At 39.7% G+C, this 19,962-nt stretch carries 13 protein-coding genes and 2 tRNA genes; 7 read left to right on the forward strand and 8 right to left on the reverse strand.

Annotated features, from left to right (window positions below; translation table 11 throughout):
• Positions 1-150 precede the first annotated feature (150 nt).
• Together FGM01_RS11625 and FGM01_RS14555 are read right to left on the reverse strand one after the other, a co-directional pair.
• Positions 151-2,589: a zinc-dependent metalloprotease gene (locus FGM01_RS11625; protein ID WP_143411346.1), complete on the reverse strand. Its 2,439-nt coding sequence runs from the start codon at positions 2,587-2,589 to the stop codon at positions 151-153.
• A 158-nt stretch (positions 2,590-2,747) separates the two neighbouring features.
• The gene (locus FGM01_RS14555; RefSeq protein WP_166435222.1) at positions 2,748-2,915 is read right to left on the reverse strand and encodes a hypothetical protein; all 168 of its coding nucleotides are present in this window, start codon (positions 2,913-2,915) and stop codon (positions 2,748-2,750) included.
• A 226-nt stretch (positions 2,916-3,141) separates the two neighbouring features.
• Here FGM01_RS14555 and FGM01_RS11630 point away from each other — a divergent pair, with 226 nt between their 5' ends.
• The 4 genes from FGM01_RS11630 (at position 3,142) to FGM01_RS11645 (ending at position 7,026) form a co-directional block, all read left to right on the forward strand.
• Positions 3,142-3,570: a DUF2141 domain-containing protein gene (locus tag FGM01_RS11630; RefSeq protein ID WP_143411347.1), complete on the forward strand. Its 429-nt coding sequence runs from the start codon at positions 3,142-3,144 to the stop codon at positions 3,568-3,570.
• A gap of 201 nt (positions 3,571-3,771) precedes the next feature.
• Positions 3,772-5,238, forward strand: a complete 1,467-nt coding sequence (crtD, locus tag FGM01_RS11635; protein WP_143411348.1) for a 1-hydroxycarotenoid 3,4-desaturase CrtD — start codon at positions 3,772-3,774, stop codon at positions 5,236-5,238.
• Complete coding sequence (locus tag FGM01_RS11640; protein WP_166435223.1) at positions 5,235-5,897, forward strand: carotenoid biosynthesis protein; 663 nt, start codon at positions 5,235-5,237, stop codon at positions 5,895-5,897. Before crtD ends, FGM01_RS11640 begins: the two co-directional genes overlap by 4 nt.
• Positions 5,878-7,026: a lycopene cyclase family protein gene (locus FGM01_RS11645; RefSeq protein WP_143411350.1), complete on the forward strand. Its 1,149-nt coding sequence runs from the start codon at positions 5,878-5,880 to the stop codon at positions 7,024-7,026. The genes FGM01_RS11640 and FGM01_RS11645 overlap by 20 nt, the downstream gene beginning before the upstream one ends.
• A gap of 3 nt (positions 7,027-7,029) precedes the next feature.
• On the opposite strand, the gene FGM01_RS11650 is transcribed toward FGM01_RS11645, so the two are convergent.
• On the reverse strand, positions 7,030-7,740 hold the full coding sequence (locus tag FGM01_RS11650) for a DUF3291 domain-containing protein (RefSeq protein ID WP_143411351.1): 711 nt from the start codon (positions 7,738-7,740) through the stop codon (positions 7,030-7,032).
• A 204-nt stretch (positions 7,741-7,944) separates the two neighbouring features.
• On the opposite strand from FGM01_RS11650, the gene FGM01_RS11655 reads away from it, so the two are divergent.
• The 3 genes from FGM01_RS11655 (at position 7,945) to FGM01_RS11665 (ending at position 13,469) form a co-directional block, all read left to right on the forward strand.
• A complete protein-coding gene (locus tag FGM01_RS11655; RefSeq protein WP_143411352.1) occupies positions 7,945-9,060 on the forward strand; it encodes a DUF2914 domain-containing protein in 1,116 nt (371 codons plus the stop codon).
• A gap of 186 nt (positions 9,061-9,246) precedes the next feature.
• Positions 9,247-11,199 carry an McrB family protein gene (locus FGM01_RS11660; protein WP_143411353.1) on the forward strand — a complete coding sequence of 651 codons (1,953 nt, stop codon included), beginning with the start codon at positions 9,247-9,249 and terminating at the stop codon, positions 11,197-11,199.
• 11 nt (positions 11,200-11,210) lie between these two features.
• The gene (locus tag FGM01_RS11665) at positions 11,211-13,469 is read left to right on the forward strand and encodes a DUF2357 domain-containing protein (RefSeq protein WP_243735796.1); all 2,259 of its coding nucleotides are present in this window, start codon (positions 11,211-11,213) and stop codon (positions 13,467-13,469) included.
• A 585-nt stretch (positions 13,470-14,054) separates the two neighbouring features.
• Here the strand turns inward: FGM01_RS11665 and FGM01_RS11670 are convergent.
• From FGM01_RS11670 to FGM01_RS11690, 5 genes are all read right to left on the reverse strand, one after another.
• Positions 14,055-14,142 (reverse strand) — tRNA-Leu (locus FGM01_RS11670).
• Between the two features lie 15 nt (positions 14,143-14,157).
• A tRNA-Gly gene (locus FGM01_RS11675) sits at positions 14,158-14,230 on the reverse strand.
• Between the two features lie 565 nt (positions 14,231-14,795).
• Positions 14,796-17,375 carry a DNA mismatch repair protein MutS gene (gene mutS / locus FGM01_RS11680; RefSeq protein ID WP_143411735.1) on the reverse strand — a complete coding sequence of 860 codons (2,580 nt, stop codon included), beginning with the start codon at positions 17,373-17,375 and terminating at the stop codon, positions 14,796-14,798.
• A gap of 82 nt (positions 17,376-17,457) precedes the next feature.
• On the reverse strand, positions 17,458-17,883 hold the full coding sequence (locus FGM01_RS11685; RefSeq protein WP_143411355.1) for a hypothetical protein: 426 nt from the start codon (positions 17,881-17,883) through the stop codon (positions 17,458-17,460).
• A gap of 36 nt (positions 17,884-17,919) precedes the next feature.
• Positions 17,920-19,752 (reverse strand): ABC transporter ATP-binding protein, encoded by a 1,833-nt coding sequence (locus tag FGM01_RS11690; protein WP_143411356.1) that lies wholly within the window; start codon positions 19,750-19,752, stop codon positions 17,920-17,922.
• Between the last annotated feature and the right edge of the window lie 210 nt (positions 19,753-19,962).

Genomic DNA, 19,962 nt, shown 5'->3' on the forward strand with positions numbered 1-19,962 from the left:
AAGTTAAAATTTAAATGTATTATGAACATTTTATAAACTTCTGTTGGATAAATCAAATTGATCTTTAGGATATCAAAATTGGGTGCAATATTATTAAAATCAAAAAGCGCTTCTCCCGAAGCGCTTTGAAATCATTTAAAATGGATGCTTTTAGGCGTCTGTACCTGTCGCCAAATCTATTCTTGCGATAAGATCTTTCCAGTGATATCTGGTTAGTTCATGGTTAACGCTATTTTTACGTTTAGAGAGATCTGATCTCAGTTTATTAAGTTCCCCTCTCATCAGGGCCATAATATCAGATTTTAGAACTTCGTCATTCTTACGCTCTTCCAGTTCATTTAAATAGGAAGCTGCAACATCTACAAATGATCTCTGAAGATTCCTTCTATAGGCATCGGTTTCCTGTGAATTATACAATTCACTAAAAACACCTTCTCTTATATCCTTCATCATTTCTGTGACCGTATAAGTATCATTAGCATTCATCTCATTGTTCAGGACCATTCTTTTTAAACGATCTTTTTCCAGTAAATTTTCCAGGGCCTTTGACTGGAAGCCCTGAATCCTGTCGATGGCTTCAGAAGCATCTATCCTTCCAAGCAATTTCTGATTCAGCATCCAATCTGGTGTTGTGAAGGCTTCTTTATTCAGAAACTCTACCGCCTGTTTCTGGATCTTTTCGGGCACAGGTTCATAAACAAGGCCAGATTGATCTGCAGTTTTACGTGTTTCGTACACACCACCAACGTTAGTAATTACGTGGGAGATATAACCTCTCCACATATAGCCAAGCTCACGGTATACCTCGGCCAGGTCATCATAACCGTATCCATCTTTTGAGGTCCATTCCACCAGGTTTGGAACTACCTTTTTCAAATTGGCTATCCCATAGGCACTCGCCTTAACCTGGTCATCTCCTAAACTTTCCCTCTGCGATTGTGGATCTGCTCCAGAGTAACCATTCCCAAATTCATATACCGGATCCCCTGCTTTTTCCAGGATCCACTTATCCAGGGTTTCTTTTTCTTCCCTAGCCGAATTGGCTTCCGGCAGATATCGATAACCCCAGTTGATCGCGTAAAGGTCATAAGGCCCCATCATTCGTATATATCGCACTCCATCATCACCTGGTTGAGCTACATAGTTTACACGGGCATAATCCATTATTGAAGGCGTTAACCCATATTTCTGGGTAAATTCTGCAGATCGTAAAGAATCTGTAGGATATGCAGAACTGGCTTTCATATTATGCGGTAAACCTAAGGCGTGCCCCACCTCGTGCGCAATAACCATTCGCATCATCTCCCCTATTTCAGCCTCGGGAGTATTTAAGGTTCTGGCATTTGGATTCTGAGCCCCGGCTTCGATCATAAAGCGATTACGGTAAGATCTCAAATGATTATGGTACCAGATGATATCACTTTCAATTATCTCTCCTGTTCTGGGATCGGTTACCGAGGGACCAACCGCATTTCTAGTAGTACTGGCTACGTAACGCACTACAGAATAACGAACATCCTCCGGGCTGAATTCCGGGTCTTCTTCTTTAGAAGGAGGATCTTTTGCAATAATGGCATTTTTAAAACCTGCCGCTTCGAATGCTACATTCCAGTCTTCTATTCCCTGCTTAAAATAAGGTCTCCATTTTTCCGGGGTAGCGGGATCCAGATAATAAACTATAGGATCTACGGGCTCTACTAGTTCTCCTCTTTTATATGCTTCAATATCTTTTGGAACCAATTGCCAGCGACGAATGATTTCATAATCATCTGCTTTAAGCTCTTCTGAATTATAATCATACTTATTAATAGTAAACCATCCAACCCGGGGATCGGCAAGCCTGGGCTGCATCTTATTTTCCGGTAACAGGATCATGGATTGGTTCAATAACATGGAAATAGTACCGGCCTGATCTCTTTCCGGAGGTGAATCTGCCTCATAGGTCATAACATGTTTTATTTCAATATTTTCCGGGTATGAATTGGCAGACTCAATATAGGACCTGCTTTTATCCAGTTTCTTTACCTTATATCTCTTTCTGAGATTTGCAGAAATTCCATTAATGGCATCTACCTCGTTTTCGAACAAACCGCTGGCATCAATAACAACGCTGCAGGAATCCTTGCTCCAGGTTTTAATTTCAGTACTAAAAAGTATAGGAAAGAAATTATTGGCCTGTACAGACTTGTAAATAGGAGATTCTTCGTCGCTTTGGTTCTCAAAACTAATCACCTTCATATCAATGTTTCCGTTGCGCTTCACCCAGCGCACGACCTGTTCATTAACCTTGGAACCGGCATTTACATAGCCACCTCCAAATCCTGAAGGAATCCCGGCAATGCGGCTTACCAGCAGCATATCCTTATCGAACAGGTTTACAGGAATTTCAAAATAGAGTTTATCTCCTACAAAATGTGTCGTAAAAAGACCCTCATCGCTTTTAGCTTCAGAGGTAATAACCTGAGAATACTCTTTAAGATCTGATTTATTTTTTTCTGGTTTTGGGGCCTGTTGGGTAATTGGTTTGGGGCTCTTACATCCTACACTAAAAATGGCAAGTGCACCCAGGAATAGCATTTTTTTAATCATGGAAAATTTTTTGCTCCCCAAGATAAGGAAAGTATCTAAATCAAAAAGGTGATAATATATCCCAAAGGGATAGCAATTGAGGTGAATTAAAAAAGGTTGCCATTTCAGGTCAACCTTTGTATTGAATTAGAAATCTTATTTCTAAGGAAAACCAAACACTAATAATCATCTTCAATTTCATCTGCAGCTTCCTCTATTTCATCTGTTCTTTCTTCGACTGCTTCTGCAGCTTCTTCAGCTCTTTCTTCTTCCGGGGTTTCCCGGCAGGAAATGAAAGTTGTACTTACAGAAAACAGCAAAGCAAATACTAAAAATAACCTTTTCATAAATTAAGTTTTTAATGATTATGATGTCAAATTAGTGAAAATCAAGATTAAAGGTAGTTACGACGAAGTTAAAAAACCCTAAAACACAGCCATTTACAACAGATTATCAATGATTTGACCCTGGTAACCACTAGAAAAATGAAATAAAAACTAATCGGAAACCAGCTTGGCAGATGACATTGCTTTGGATATTTTGTAAATTACCGCAACTATTCAAATAGCTGCTATGAAAAATAATAAGATGCTCACCCCAATAATTACTGCTTTCATTTGTCTGTTTTCATTATCAGCAAAAACCCAGGTCTTTGAGATTGAAATCAGCGATATAAGAATCAATAAAGGAGAGGTTAAAGTTGCAATTTTCAACAGCGAAAAAGACTGGCTGGAAAACCCGTATCGCACCCTGACTTTTGATTCGACTGAAAAATCTAAAGTTATATCTTTCGATATCCCATATGGCATTTATGCTGTATCAATTTACCAGGACACTAACGGGAATGATGAACTGGATACAAACTTCCTGGGTATTCCCAAGGAGCCAATTGCTTTTGGCAATAATTACAAACCTTTCGGAAAACCCGATTTTAAATCGGCGGCAATAGAATTTAGATCCAATTACAAAATTCCGGTTTTAAAATTATATACAATTCTCTAAAAGGTTTACTTACCGGGCCGGCATATTCTGAAAAAAATATTAGATATACTTTCTAAGGTTCTCTTTATCTCAACGTACACCTTTTCAAGAAATTCAACAAAGCCTAATTTTTATTCAATTGACCGTTTTTGTCATCTGATATATTTAGTTTTATGCGTATAAAAAATAGTTTCAGAAAAAAATTAACCCTGATTATATAAAATGGCTAAAGCTATTGTGGTTGGTTCTGGTATTGCCGGTATGGCCACAGCATTAAGATTAAGAAAAAAAGGCTACGAGGTTCAGGTCTTCGAGAGTAATTCTTATCCCGGAGGAAAACTGCATGCTTTTGAAAAGGACAATTTCAGGTTCGATGTGGGTCCTTCTTTGTTCACTATGCCCCATTTTGTAGATGATCTGTACAGATTGTACGATCTCGATCCCCGTGATTATTTTAATTATAAAACCAAAGAGAATATTTGTAATTACTTCTGGGAGGACGGCACCACCTTTTCGGTAAAGAAGGATACCGGTCAATTTGTAGAAGATGCCGTAAAAACATTTAGCACCAGTAGAGAAGAAATTGAAAATTATATTGCCGGCGCGAGGGAAAAATATGAACTAACTGCGGGAATTTTTCTTGAAAAATCATTGCATAAACCTTCTACCTATTTATCTGGAGAGACCTTAAAAGCATTGTTACAAACATATAAGCTGGATATCAATAAAAACCTGAACCAGTTAAATGAAAAGAGCTTTCGTGATCCAAAATTAGTCCAGTTATTTAACCGTTATGCCACCTATAATGGTTCGTCCCCCTACCAGACACCGGGAATCATGTCTATGATCCCACATCTGGAAATGCATTTTGGAACCTTTTTTCCCAAAGGGGGCATGCACAGTATTACCAAATGTCTTTTCCTTCTTGCCAGGGATCAGGGAATAGAATTCCGTTTTGATGAACCAGTGGAACAGATCGAACATGACGGGAAAAATGCTACAGGCATTAGAACTGCCGCAGGGCAATACAATGCCGATATTGTTTTTTCTAATATGGATATATTTCCTACTTACCATAAACTTTTGAAAGACATTAAAAAGCCGGAAAGGACCCTGAAACAGGAAAGATCCAGCTCTGCTTTGATCTTTTACTGGGGCGTAAAGGGTAGTTTCCCCGAACTGGATTTGCACAATATCCTTTTCAGCAATGATTACCGGGAAGAATTCAGAATGATATTTCAAAAAAAGTCACTTGGAAATGATCCAACGGTTTACATTAATATAACTTCAAAGGAGGAACCGGGAGATGCTCCTCCGGGATGCGAAAACTGGTTTGTTATGGTAAATGCCCCGGGAAATTACGGACAGGACTGGAATGAATTGGTATCTAGAGCCAGGATGAATATAATAGACAAGATAAACCGCGTGCTGAAAGTTAATATGGAAGAACTTATCCTGAGTGAGAGTATTATGGATCCGGTTAAAATTGAAAATGACACCAGCTCTTATCGGGGTGCTTTGTATGGTGCTGCCAGTAATTCTAAGTTTGCGGCCTTCCTGCGACATCCTAATTTTAGCAATCAATTGAAAAACCTGTATTTTTGTGGCGGATCAGTTCATCCAGGGGGTGGAATTCCACTATGCCTGCTATCGGCCAAAATCGCAACAGATCTTATCCCCAAAGCATGAACATGGTAAAAACTCTTTTACAAACCGGTAATTTAAAATTATCGTTCTCGATCTTTTTACTCATACTTTTTCATGTTTCGGCTATGATCGGGGTTAGTTTGAGTTATAAAGACTGGTTTGTTGAAAAAACTCCTTTTACCCTATTACTGGCATTTCTGCTTTTAGCCTTAAATTTTCCTTTGAACACCAATAAAAAATGGTTGCTCGCAGGAATCTTTTTCTTTACGGGGATGCTGGCTGAATGGATTGGAGTTAATACAGGATTAATTTTTGGAACTTATGAATACGGTGAAAACCTGGGGATTAAATTTGACGGCGTTCCATATCTTATAGGTGTTTACTGGGCTGTGCTTACTTTTATTACTGCAGATATTGCAAAAAAAATTACCGGAAAGCTTTTATTACAGGTGATATTAGGGGCTTCACTAATGGTTTTTCTCGATTATGCCATGGAGGTTTCTGCCCCTGTTTTCGATTTCTGGACTTTCCAGGGAGGTATAGCTCCCCTGGAAAATTATATCACCTGGTTCATTGTAGCGGCATTGCTACACCTGGTATATCAGAAAATTAGCCCGAAGGGAAACTTTAATTTCTCTCTAGCTCTGTATCTTGTATTATTAATCTTTTTTGGTTATTTCTATGTCTACTACAGTATTTGATTTCGCCATTATAGGAGCTGGAGCCGCTGGGTTACACCTGGCACTGGCGATGCAAAAAGATGCATTTTTTAAGGACAGGAAAATACTTATCCTCGAAAAAGATGAAAAGAATGTAGATGACAGGACCTGGTGTTACTGGGAGACTGGAACAGGGCAATGGGATAATTTGGTTTCGCATCAATGGAACAAAGGGACTGTAAATACGGGGAACGAGGAAATTAACCTGGATATGGGAGAATACAGCTACAAAATGGTCCATTCCCTGGATTTTTATAAGTATGCCCTTGGTCAACTAAAAAACGATCCTGCTTTTCTATGGGAAAAGGCGGAAGTTCAAAAAGTAGAAGCCGCTGATTCTGAAGTAATGATCAAAACGTCTGAGAACACCTTCCTTGCCCGGCAGGTTTTTGACAGCAGGATCCTTGCAGAAGATGCTGAAGTGATGAGATCGAATACTGTTCTGCAACATTTCAAAGGCTGGTTTATTGAAACCGAAAAAGCTGTTTTTGACCCCGGGAGTTTTCTGATGATGGATTTCAGGCTAACCTGGAAAGACACTTCCAGCTTTACATATTTGCTGCCTTTTTCCGAAAATTCTGCCCTGGTTGAATTTACTTTTTTCAGTCCGCAACTGGTAGACGAAAGTGTTTATGACCAAATGCTAAAGGATTACATCGAAAAATATTTGAAACCCGGGGATTATAAGATCACCAAAACTGAAGCCGGTATAATTCCAATGTCTGATTACCCCTACGATAAAAACAATAATTCCCAGGTTACACAAATTGGAACTGCAGGATCCTGGGTAAAGCCATCTTCTGGCTATTCATTTAAAAATGCTGAACGGTATTCCAGGCGACTGGTGAAAAATATAATAGAAGGAAAAAATCCCTCTTCCGGAATTTATTCCCCAAAGCATAGATTTTACGATGCACTATTTTTGAATATCCTGAAGAACAAAAATCACTATGGTCCTTCTCTTTTTAGTAGTATGTACGGAAAGAATTCTGCTACCCAGATATTTCGTTTTCTGGATGAAGAAACAAATTTGAGAGAAGATATAAATATCATGGCTTCTTTCGATCCATGGCTATTCACTAAGGCCATACTGCATAAATTCCTGAAATAAGGTCTATTTTGATAATTCAGGTAAAGGATTTTCCCCCTGCCAGGTCCCAACAGAACGATACGGCTGAAAACGGGAAAACAACTCTTCCTTATACCAGTCCAGCTCTCTTGTTTTTTTGATCGCTCCCTGGTGTCCTTTTGCAGAATAGGCATAGGCATACATTGCTTCCTGGTCTTTCCACAGGCTAAATGTAGCCATCTGGATCACCGGGATCTCCCCTATTCCTTTTGTAAAAATAAGTCCAGGGTTGGATTGTAAACGGGACTGCGAAGCAGGCACATATTTCCAGAAGTCTATCAGCCGGCTGGTTCTTAGCGTAGCCCGGGTTATCACCGCCAGTAATGGATTTTCAGGATCCAGATCCTCACCTGGAGAAAATGGTTTTTTCCCCGACCAGGTACCTTTTGCCCTTATGCTTTTTAAAAATAAGGTCCATACCTCTGTAGTATGATCATGGTAATTTTTAATAATTGACGAATTATTGAAAAATGAATCAGCAGCCTCTTCAGACTCCCAGACCTGCAGCAAAGCATATGTCTCCCAGTCTGGATAAGGATTAAAACCGGCTCCTTTTCCGCTGCCCATGAGTTTATAAAATTTCTGTCCGCTGGTTTCTTTTAGATCCTGGTGGGCAAACTGCATCATCTTAAGCGCCCAGAATTTATTTCTGAAGCCGGAAAACCGGAAAAAACTCAAAGTGGTGATTTCACTCATGCCAGGAGTACCTAATTTTAATCTTTAATTACTGAATTCTCAATCTGGTTTGAAAATACAGTGCATTCTTCGCACCACCAATAAAATTGCGATATTATTATATTTTGTAGAATGAATTAAGGCCGGGTAAAAAGTGGAGTTAGAAAGTATAAGCCAATATGCGGATGAAGTTTTTATCCTAAATTTGGCGCTACTAGATACCGTATGAAAAGAACTTTAGTAAGATATAGAAATACAACTTTTGGTAGGTTTGTTTATCGGCATCAAAAGTACGCTCCCATTCTTTTTTTTATGGGCGGTTTTATATTTGATACCCTGACCCTAGGGCGAATAGATCGTGTTTATGATACGGTGGTACTTTGCTCGCATATGACCTTATTATCCATAACGCTTTATTTGTTTAATACCGTGGATGAAGATAAGTGGGAAGGTACTTTTATCGAACGTTATTCCGAATATTTACCGCTAGCCATACAGTTCTTCTTTGGCGCACTTTCAAGTGCTTTTGTCATCTATTTTTTCAGAAGTGTGTCCATGTCAAAAACCATGTTCTTTTTCATACTTCTGGTTCTGTTATTATTTGCAAACGAGTTTCTTAAAAAGAAGATCTCCAACAAATACCTTCAGTTCAGTGTTTATTTTTTTATCAGTTTTACCTTCTTCGCCTTTATTATTCCCACGCTGATAAAGGAAATGAACACCTTTATTTTTATCATTTCGGGCCTTGTAAGCCTTGGGTGTACGCTGGCTCTCATCACGTTTATTTACAGCTCAAGCCCTGGCACAAGAGCTGAGCTAAGTCTAAAAAAACTGATCGGTCTCATCCTTTCTATCTATATAATGATCAATGTTTTTTACTATTTCAATCTTATTCCGCCAGTGCCGCTGGCAATGGATACCGGTTTGGTGGCTCATGAGGTGCGAAAAGTAAATAACGAATACATCGTTACTTACGAGACGAATCCATGGTATATATTCTGGCGTAAACATAACGTCACTTTTCATCGCCAGGAAGGCCGAAGAGTTTATGTGTTCACTTCTGTTTTTGCACCTACAGATCTAAAAAAGTCCATTTTTCATAGGTGGAAATGGTACAATCCTGAAAGCAGGAAATGGGAAGTTACCGATGATATTGATTTTGAAGTTGCCGGTGGGCGTGATCGTGGTTTCCGTGGATATACCTATAAAAGTAACCTTAAGGAAGGTCAATGGAAAGTTGAAGTAATTACAGAAGAGGAACTAATCCTTGGGATTGTGGATTTTGAGATTAAAAACACTTCTGAAACTCATAAAGCAGGTTTGGTTAAGAAATCATTTTAAAACTAAATTGTCTTCTCAATACTATTTTTATTACCCACCGTTAGTACCGGAACTAGGTCTACAGCGGTATACTTGTTCCAGGTCAAAACAACTGTATTAAACCTTATGTACATCTATAGGAATCTGCCTACACTTTAAAAAATTATGTTAAATTAGGTCCAAAATTGTTCATAACCATTCCAATATATGTCCATACCTTCCAATATCACCAGAGAGCATCTATTAAAAGCCATTGATAAAATTGACTCCGAAGGATTACCTCCTATGGGCGACTCTCAGTATTATGATGTAGCTCATAACAACAAAAGGTACCCTCCGAAAATGATTGTTTCATATTCCAACCTATTTGCAAATGGAACTGAATTAGACAGAAATAAATTTACGGGTGGATTAAATACACCCGCATTTAAACTTTTGGAAAAAGAGGGCTTTGAAATAGTAGAAAAAGAGAAATATAATCTGGAACAAACTGTACGAGATTCTTTTTATCCTGAATTGAAAAAATTTCTTGAGCAGGCAAAAACGGATAATCTTAAAACAAAGCATTTTACAGACTCTTATCAAGGGCTAAAAGTAAAAGTCAGTTTTGGTCAAGGAAATCAGGCACAAATTCCTTGGATTTCATTTTTAAAAAAACCGCATACTACCAGTAAAGGAATTTATCCTGCATATCTCTACTATAAAAACATAGAAATTCTTTTTCTTTCATATGGAATAAGTGAGACTAAGTCACCCTTAGCGAAATGGAATCTGCAGCATCCTCAAACAATTAATGAATACTTCGAAGAGAAGAACATAGAAAAACTAAAAAGGTATGGGAATTCTTTTGTTTATCAGGTATATGACGTGAAGAATCTACCAACCCCTGAAAAATTGGATAGTGACCTTGCTGAAATAATTAGGCAATATAAAACTACTATTTCAACAACAAATGTTCCTGCTGAAAATGCGGAGAAACAGGAAGAACTGGCCTTTGAATCATCTCATGCGAAAAAAATTCTCTCAAAAAATATTAAGCAGGAACCAATGAGACTCGATTCCTTTAGAAAAGCACTTTACGAAGCTGGATTAATATATTCTGACAAGCTGGTAACACGTTTTGTTTCCTCATTACTAACTAAACCATTTGTTATTCTTACTGGATTATCAGGATCTGGAAAAACTAAGCTTGCGCAGGCTTTTACACAGTGGATCTGCCAAACCTCAAAGCAGTACTGTATAGTTCCAGTGGGAGCTGATTGGACAAACAGAGAGCCTCTTTTAGGTTATCCAAATGCGTTGAAACCTGATGAATATGTCAAACCTGATAACGGCGTCCTAGACCTCATAATAAAGGCGAATAAAGAACCGGAGCTTCCATTTTTTATAATATTAGATGAGATGAACCTTAGTCATGTGGAACGTTACTTTGCAGACTTCCTAAGTGTAATGGAATCAAAAGGTGAAATTCCATTATTTGCAGAAGGCACTGTTAATAATGGTGTACCGGCAAATCTCAGGCTGCCCTCTAATCTCTTCATTATTGGAACGGTAAACATTGATGAGACAACAAACATGTTCAGCCCTAAGGTTCTTGACCGGGCTAATACTATTGAATTTAGGGTAACCAAAGAAGAAATTACGAATTTCCTGAATAGTAATAAAGATATTGACATGGCTGCTCTAACTTCAAGAGGAGCTTCCATGGCGGTAAATTTTCTCGCTAGATCGGCAAATAATCGATTCAAAGACCAAAATCTTTCAGAAATAAATAAAACATTAATTGACTTTTTTGAACAACTAAAAAAGACTGGTGCAGAATTTGGCTACAGGAGTGCAACAGAAATTCTGCGGTTAATAAATCAGCTAACGGTTCTGGACCAGACGCTCAGTGATAATGACAAGTTAGACATTGCCATCATGCAGAAACTACTTCCTAAATTACACGGGTCTCGCCGAAAATTGGTTCCTGTACTATTGACTTTAGGGAAATTTTGTGTGACGGATCAGATAAAAAATATTGAAAAAGAAATCTATCAACAAGATGGGTATAATTTTGAAGACCCGGCAACAGTCAAATTTCCTTTATCCCTTGAGAAAATTGCACGCATGCATAAAGGCGCTATTGACAACGGTTTTGCCAGTTTTGCTGAGGCATAGGAATGGCAGAGATGGGAACTATATCAATAGAACTAAGTGACATAAAGGAAGGCTTATGTCTGTTTATTGATGAACGTAAGCCTGGAAGCCTTTTTGAACTGGAAGATGCCGTCGAAAATAATGAAGCGAGATTCCAACTGGTGGAGGGTTGTTTTTACGACTACACTTTCAACGAGAAGGATTTCTGCTTTTTAAAGGACAGACAGCAGATAGTTCAACCTCATTCGAGAAATAAACATACCGGCACCCTTTCACCGAACATTTATGTAGGTACTCTTTCTTTACCTATTTATCACGACAGCAAAGAAGTAGGGACGGTAGAACTTGAGATTCAATCCATAAAAGCAGGATATCGTGATGATTATCGAGATATGCTTGAGCTGATAACCGAGAAATGCACTGATTTACTAATGCAGGCAAACACTCCTGTATCTCATCACTTCGAATCCGATTATACAAAAGACAGTAAATCTTTATATCAGAAATTTGCTTTTATCAGTTCCATAATAAGAACTGATGAATTTGCGGAATCTGTTCATCGTATTGTTTCGGCACCGGTAACAACCTGGAAAGAAATAAATGAAAAAAGAGATGTACGGCAAGAAAGACGCTTTTCGAATGGAAACCTTAGAGAACTTGTAAAGGGGAGTAACCGTACAGCTATTCCGAAAAACCATCATCTTAGGTCTTATGGTCTCAATTCCTTACCAGGTAAGATATCTATCCTACGGAAGTCTGATTCGGTAGATACACCGGAAAACAGGTTCATAAAGCATGCTCTCCAAGTCTTTCTAAAATTCTGTACCGATATAAACAAGGTCTCAGAACCCGGAACTATTCTTTTTAAAGAATCAGATAATTTAATCAAGGAATTAGAAACCCATTTACACCACAATATTTTTCATGAAATTTCCAGGCCAGAGTCTCTTAGAATAAATAGTCCTGTACTTCAAAGAAAAGGAGGTTATCGAGAAATTCTGAGAGTTTGGTTGATGTTCGATCTGGCTGCAAAACTGATATGGAAAGGCGGAGAAGACATATACAAAGGTGGAAAAAAAGACATTGCTATACTTTATGAATATTGGCTATTTTTCAGCCTCCTAGATCTCTTTCAGGCAATCTTCGATATTGAGCCAAAAGATATTTCGGAATTAATAAAGAAAACAGAGGATGGTTTAAACCTTCAAATTAAGCAAGGAAAGCATACTGCTTTGAACGGCATTTATAAAACCGGCTCAAGAAGCCTGAATATACGATTCAATTACAATCGCTCTTTCAATGGAAAAAAGGCATACCCCAGCTCGGGTAGCTATACAACTACTATGAGACCGGATTACACCCTGTCATTCTGGCCTTACGGCGTAACGGAAGGCGAGGCCGAAAAACAAGAACTTATTGTACATATTCATTTTGATGCCAAATATAAAGTTGCAAATCTTGCAGAACTATTGAAGGAAAGCAATCAAGAAGAGGAACTTAATGAAGAAAAAACCCGGAACAGAAAAGGAATCTATAAAAATGCTGATTTGCTAAAAATGCATGCCTACAAAGATGCTATTCGAAGAACAGGTGGAGCATATGTTCTTTATCCTGGAGAATCCTCAGTTATTCAAAAAGGCTTTCATGAAATCATCCCTGGTTTAGGCGCTTTCCCAGTACGTCCTTCCAAATTAGATAACGGAATTGGAGATTTAAAAGCATTTATTCTTGAAGTTATTGAGCATTTTATTAACCGTGCTTCACAGAGAGAGAAAATGGCTTATAAGGTTTATAAAATTCATAAGGACAACAACCCGAACGAATTAAAAGAAGCCCTACCAGAACTTCTGGGAGAAAACCGAGCTTTAATTCCGGACGATACCTTTATTTTAGTTGCATATTACAAAAAACAGCACTGGGACTGGATCATTAAAAATGGGTTATATAATGCCAGAGCTAACGACAACCGTGGTTCTCTTCGACTAGGTCCTGGAGAAGCAGGTGCGAAATATCTTCTTTTGCATTCAGAAAATGAAGTAGTGACTAGCAAATTATTAAAAGTAACTGAAACGGGCCCCCGAGTATTTTCAAAACAAACTTTAATTGATAAGGGGTATCCTTCCACTCCATCACAAGAATATTACCTTGTTTATAAAGTTGAGCAGGTTAAAGAACTAGAGTTTCTAAATCAGTCTTGGGATATTACAAAGCTGAAAAACTACAGACACGGTAGAGGGTCAGCATTACCTTTTTCAGTGACTTTAACCGAATTGATGAAAGCTATTAATTGAAGTTAAGCAGGGCACAGCTTATTATTCTCTAAAAAGAATGAAACAGATAAACTCTGCTTAAAAAGTCTTTAAAACAAAAAAGCCCCTGCGATTGCAGAGGCTTTAAGTATTCGGGACGGGCCCCGATAGCTATCGGGGTGAACCCGCATTATATTTTTCAATCAAGTCTTTTTCTCAATTGAGATTGGGATTAAAGGATATTACCTGAACATCCTCTAAAATCATCAAAACAAAAAAACCCTCAAAATCAACAGATTAAGAGGGTCTTTGGTACTCGGGACGGGCCCCGATAGCTATCGGGGTGAACCCGCATTATATTTTTCAATCAAGTTTTTTCTCAATTGAGATTGGGATTAAAAGATATTACCTGACCCTCCTCTAAAGTAATAAAAACAAAAAAGCCCCTGCAATTGCAGAGGCTTTAAGTACTCGGGACGGGCCCCGATAGCTATCGGGGTGAACCCGCATTATATTTTTCAATCAAGTTTTTTCTCAATTGAGATTGGGATTAAAAGATATTACCTGACCCTCCTCTAAAAACATCGAAACAAAAAACCCTCAAAATCAACAGATTAAGAGGGTCTTTGGTACTCGGGACGGGACTTGAACCCGTACGACCATAATGGTCATTGGATTTTAAGTCCAACGTGTCTACCAATTCCACCACCCGAGCGTGGTAATTTATATGAGCGAAAAACGGGATTCGAACCCGCGACCTCCACCTTGGCAAGGTGGCGCTCTACCAACTGAGCTATTTTCGCGATTTTTAAGAACAATGCAATACCGACGAAGCCTTTATTGCGGAGGCAAATTTAAGACAAATCTTATAATGGCAAAGAATTTTTTAAGAAAAAAGTCTGCCTGAATTCGATTAATTATTCCTCTGTTTGCTTACACCTTCATTATGAGCTAAAAACAATTAAATAAGTATGAAAAATCAAGAGATCCTGAATCTCCTGATGCTTCGGGACAGGATGACAAAGGCGAACTGAGAAATAGGAATTACGGGCTACGAACTAAAATGAGATTCTTCACTGCGTTCAGAATGACAGGATTGAACTGGGAAATACGAAATACGAGCTAAGAACTCTGAACCTTAATGAGATTCTTCACTGCGTTCAGAATGACAAAGTCGAGCTGAGAAATACGAATTACGAGCTACGAACCCTGAACTTTAATGAGATTCTTCACTGCGTTCAGAATGAGAGGATTGAACTGGGAAATACGAATTACGAGTTACGAACTGAGTTGAGATTTTTCCCCCGAAGTTTCGGGGTCGAAATGACAACAGATCCAAACTACAAACAATAAACAAGGAACAATGATCTATGACTGCTTATTATTACCCAACATGCGTTTGATCTCGTTCAGTTTCATCAAAGCTTCTACCGGAGTAAGCGTGTCTATATCTATGCCCAGTAATTCCTGTTTAAGGTCTTCCAGTAAAGGATCATCCAGGTTAAAGAAGCTAAGCTGCATCTCGTCCTCGGCAGATTGTTTTAATACTGCTCCAGAATCTTCCATGGAGTGTGATGCCTCCAGTTTAGCAAGTATCTTGTTAGCCCTATGCAGCACCATTTGAGGCATTCCGGCCATCTTGGCTACATGTATCCCAAAACTATGCTCACTCCCGCCAGGTACAAGCTTACGCAGGAACAAGACATTATCCTTCAACTCCTTTACCGAAACATTGAAATTCTTGATACGGTCAAAGGTTTCGCACATCTCATTAAGTTCATGATAATGCGTGGCGAACAGGGTTTTGGGTTTTGAAGGATGTTCGTGCAGGTATTCGCTAATCGCCCAGGCGATAGAGATCCCATCATAGGTACTGGTTCCTCGACCAATTTCATCCAGCAGCACCAGGCTGCGGTCTGAAATATTATTCAAAATGCTGGCGGTTTCATTCATCTCTACCATAAAAGTAGATTCGCCCATGGAAATATTATCGCTGGCTCCTACCCTGGTAAAGATCTTATCTACCAGGCCGATCTCGGCAGATCTCGCCGGAACAAAACTTCCCATTTGTGCCATGAGCACAATAAGCGCGGTCTGTCTTAAAATAGCCGACTTACCACTCATGTTAGGCCCCGTGATCATAATGATCTGTTGCTCTTCCCTGTCCAGGTGCAGGTTATTGGTCACATAAACTTCTCCCGGGGGCAATTGCTTTTCGATCACAGGGTGGCGGCCTTCTTCGATATCCAATCCGTAAGAATCTGTGATCTCGGGTTTGGAATAATTCTCGGCCTGCGCCTGTTGGGCAAAAGAACATAAACAGTCCAGCCTGGCGATCAATCTCGCATTCTGCTGCACCGGATCTATATATTCAGCCATCCAGGAAACAAGTTTCCCGAATAATTGCTGCTCCAACTGCAGGATCTTTTCTTCGGCACCAAGAATCTTCGATTCATATTCTTTAAGCTCCTCGGTGATATACCTTTCAGCATTCACCAGGGTTTGCTTGCGTATCCAGCTTTCCGGAACCTTATCTTTATGAGTATTTCTAACTTCTATATAATAACCGTAAACATTATTGCTCCCTATCTTCAGAGAAGAAATACCCGTGGCTTCGGTCTCTCTCTGGATCATATTATCGAGGTAATCCTTTCCGGAAAAAGCGATATCCCTAAGCTCATCCAGCTCCCTAGAAAAACCCCTGGCGATCACATTTCCTTTCTGAACATTGACCGGCGCCTTTTCGCTTATGCTCTCCGTGATCTTTTCCCGAAGCAGGTCGCAGGAATGTAAATTATCCCCAATGATCTTCAGCGCTTCGTTATTGCATTTCAAGGCCAGCTCCTTTACCGGAATGATGGCATTCAGGGAATTCTTAAGCTGATTCACTTCCCGCGGACTAATTCTTTGGGTTGCCACTTTGGAGATCAAACGCTCCAGGTCGCTTATCTCACGAATCTGATCCTGGACATCTCCCAGCGTTTCCGGATTCTTAATAAGAAAATCAACTACCTGCAGCCTCTTTTCGATCATTTTAGCATCCTTAAGAGGCAGGGCCAGCCAGCGCTTTAATAGTCGGCCGCCCATAGGTGAGATCGTCTTATCTATAACATCCAAAAGGGTAACCGCATTGGCCGCCGTAGAATGATATAATTCCAGATTTCGGATTGTAAACCTGTCCATCCATACATACTGCTCTTCGGCGATACGATTTATAGAACTTATATGCTGAAGCCGGTGATGCCTGGTTTCTGCCAGGTAATACAAAACGGCTCCGGAAGCTATGATGCCTTCCTCCAGGTGATCTATCCCAAATCCTTTAAGCGACTTGGTCTGAAAATGCCCGTTCAGGGTTTCTTCAGCATAATCTGTTTTAAAGATCCAGTCGTCCAGGTAAAAACAATGCATGTCTTTCCCGAAACTCTCGTTGAATTCTTTTTTGTATTTTTTCTGAACCAGGATCTCACTAGGCCCGAAGTTCTGAAGCAGTTTATCTATATATTCCCTGTTTCCCTGGGCGCATAAAAATTCCCCGGTAGAAACATCTAAAAAGGAAACACCCAGGTTCTTCTTTCCGAAGTGAACGGCACAAAGAAAGTTATTGGATTTGCTGCTAAGAATATCGTCATTCATCGCTACCCCGGGTGTCACCAGTTCGGTCACCCCACGTTTTACGATGGTTTTGGTCATTTTAGGATCTTCCAGCTGATCACAGATCGCCACTCGCTGTCCTGCTTTTACCAGTTTCGGCAAATAGGTGTTCAGCGAATGATGCGGAAAGCCGGCAAGCTCGGCCCGCTCTCCTCCATTATTCCGATTGGTAAGAACGATATTCAGGATACGGGCAGCCTTAACGGCATCTTCTCCAAAGGTTTCATAAAAATCCCCAACCCTAAACAGTAACATGGCATCTGGATACTTAAGCTTGATGCTATTATACTGCTGCATTAACGGGGTTACCTTCTGAGATTTCTTCGCTGCCAATTTTCCGGGATTTTAGGATTGCTAATGTAAAGATTAGGCAGTTTGCTTAAAAATTATAATCCGAAATTTTAAAGATAAGACTGCCTAAAAATAAAATAGACCAGAAGAAGGTACGCCACCAGTTCTTTTTAACCAGGCTGCTCGTGATCTCCTCGCAGGTTTCATCGGGCTTAATGGAATTGTGCAGGGGAACAAAGATCAAAAAAGTAAGTATCCAGGTAATTAGAACAACAATGATACTCCCCCAGGTATATAAATTCTGTGTTTGCCATAATTGCAGTGCGGCGACAAAAAGCTGCGCGATCATCAACGGACCTACGATCACGCCAATGCGCTGGGTATATATCTTATGCCATTTCCCCAGGTCTTCATTCTTATAATAGCAAAGCCCGGGATAGATCACCAGTTGTACTATCCAGATCAAAACCATCAGGCCAAAATCAAGTAACAAGCGTATATCTAAAATATCCATACAAATTAGTCAAGCTGAAATTTAGAAAAAAGATTCTTACTGATAACCAGCAGCCTGCAGGTTAAAGAGCTCAGCATACAACTTATCATTCAGCATTAATTCCTGGTGAGTTCCAATTTCAAGAACAGCCCCATCTTTTAGTACCATGATCCTGTCTGCAATTCGCACCGTACTGAACCTGTGCGAGATGATCACGGCGGTTTTCCCCCTGGTAAGCTGGATAAATCTTTGAAAAGCTTCGGTCTCTGCCCTGGCATCCAAAGCAGAAGTTGGTTCATCCAGGATCAATACCTCAGAATCTTTCATATAGGCCCTGGCGATGGCGATCTTTTGCCACTGCCCGCCGGAAAGATCCTTACCATGCTTAAATCTTTTCCCTAACGGCTGATCATATCCCATGGGCAGATCTCTTACTACTTCACTGGCAAGACTTTTATCTGCCGCAGTATCGATCCTGTTTTGATTTTTTATCTCCTCAATTTCTCCCATGGCGATATTCTCGCGAAGAGTTAGCTCAAATTTGACGAAATCCTGGAAGATCACTCCAAAATATTGCTGGTAAGCAGCCTGACGGTACCTTTTAACAGGTATACCATCCAGCAGGATCTCCCCTTCAGTTGGTTCATAAAATCGCAGCAGTAATTTTATCAAAGTCGTTTTACCGGCTCCATTCTCACCCACAAAGGCAAGTTTTTCCCCGGCCCTGAGTTCAAAGTTGATATTTCTAACCACCCACTTTTCAGACTTTGGATATTTAAAACCAACATTAATAAATTCAAATCCTTTTTCAATGACCTTCGGCAAAGGAAGTTTTTCCTGATCCTCATCTTCAGAAAAATGAAGATCCAGAAATTCAAAATAATCCTGCAGGTATAAGGCACTTTCAGTAATAGCGGTAAACCTGGTGAAAAATCCCTGTAGCTTAGACCTTAACCTGTTGAAAGATCCAGACAGGAAAGTAAGATCCCCCAGGCTGAAAATTCCCGCTACCGTTCTAAAGATTATAAAAACATAGGCTCCATAGTAAGCCCCTGTACCAATCACATTAAAAATTGATCCCCAGCCGGCACGTTGTTTCGCCAGGCGCTTGCTTTGTAAATAATATTTATCTGAAAGTCGCTTAAAGCGATCTGCCAGGTAATGCGATAGTCCGAATAGTTTAACCTCCTTCGCAGTCACATCACTGGCGCCCGCATATCTTAAATAATCCAGTTCCCGGCGTTCCTGGGTCCAGCTGCGAGCCAGCGAATAACTGGTTCCGCTGAATTTGATCTCATTGATGATGGTTGGAATTATTGAAACCACCAGCAAAATGATAAGCCACGGCTCAAAAGCAACCACCCCGGCAAGTAACGAGATGATCACGATCACATCTTCTCCCTGGGTTAGAATATTAGACATTAGTCCAACCCGGCCGGTGGTTTGCTGCCGGGCCCTCTCCAGTTTATCATAGAATTCTGAATCTTCCAGCTGATCCAGGTTTAACTCTGAAGTTTTCTTAATGATCTTCACCGAAGTATCGATGGAATATTGATCTCCCAACAAAGCATCACTAAGACTGATGCCCCTGCTCAAAAGATCTGAAACTATGGCGAGTCCAAATTCAGCTGCCACCAGCCACCATAAAGTTTCCAGGTTTTTGGTCTCTGCCGCAATTTGAATCACTACCTCATCGATGATCAATTTTCCCAGCCAGAGCATTAAAACCGGCAATATTGCATTAAGTATCCTGCCCGAAATATTTGTATAGAACAGCAAGGGATTAACTCTTCTGATCTCTTTAAAAAATCTGGGAACGAATTTCAAGGAAGCAAAGCTTTCCTTAAAATTAATATTATTGGTTTCAAATGATTTTTTAGGTCTGGGCACTTGCTTGTAATTCTTTGTTGCAAGTTAATAAGCTTCAATCGGCTTTTACCGAATTCGATACTCAAAATTCTTCAGAAACATTCAGATTTATAGAATAGCCGCCAAAAAAGGGCGGCATAAATATCGCCCGGACTTTTTTATTGATTTGATGGTACCTGGTAACTAGTTCGTCGCCCTATAAAAAGTGGGTTTCCACCCTTGTACTTGAAG

This window comes from Christiangramia sabulilitoris (genome assembly GCF_007050985.1).
GTDB classification, from domain to species: Bacteria; Bacteroidota; Bacteroidia; order Flavobacteriales; family Flavobacteriaceae; genus Christiangramia; species Christiangramia sabulilitoris.

Coding starts and splice junctions, on each gene's coding strand:
- FGM01_RS11625 (WP_143411346.1), bottom strand. CDS start 2,589: ATGATTAAAAAAATGCTATTCCTGGGTGCACTTGCCATTTTTAGTGTA.
- FGM01_RS14555 (WP_166435222.1), bottom strand. CDS start 2,915: ATGAAAAGGTTATTTTTAGTATTTGCTTTGCTGTTTTCTGTAAGTACA.
- FGM01_RS11630 (WP_143411347.1), top strand. CDS start 3,142: ATGAAAAATAATAAGATGCTCACCCCAATAATTACTGCTTTCATTTGT.
- crtD (WP_143411348.1), top strand. CDS start 3,772: ATGGCTAAAGCTATTGTGGTTGGTTCTGGTATTGCCGGTATGGCCACA.
- FGM01_RS11640 (WP_166435223.1), top strand. CDS start 5,235: ATGAACATGGTAAAAACTCTTTTACAAACCGGTAATTTAAAATTATCG.
- FGM01_RS11645 (WP_143411350.1), top strand. CDS start 5,878: ATGTCTACTACAGTATTTGATTTCGCCATTATAGGAGCTGGAGCCGCT.
- FGM01_RS11650 (WP_143411351.1), bottom strand. CDS start 7,740: ATGAGTGAAATCACCACTTTGAGTTTTTTCCGGTTTTCCGGCTTCAGA.
- FGM01_RS11655 (WP_143411352.1), top strand. CDS start 7,945: ATGAAAAGAACTTTAGTAAGATATAGAAATACAACTTTTGGTAGGTTT.
- FGM01_RS11660 (WP_143411353.1), top strand. CDS start 9,247: ATGTCCATACCTTCCAATATCACCAGAGAGCATCTATTAAAAGCCATT.
- FGM01_RS11665 (WP_243735796.1), top strand. CDS start 11,211: ATGGGAACTATATCAATAGAACTAAGTGACATAAAGGAAGGCTTATGT.
- mutS (WP_143411735.1), bottom strand. CDS start 17,375: ATGCAGCAGTATAATAGCATCAAGCTTAAGTATCCAGATGCCATGTTA.
- FGM01_RS11685 (WP_143411355.1), bottom strand. CDS start 17,883: ATGGATATTTTAGATATACGCTTGTTACTTGATTTTGGCCTGATGGTT.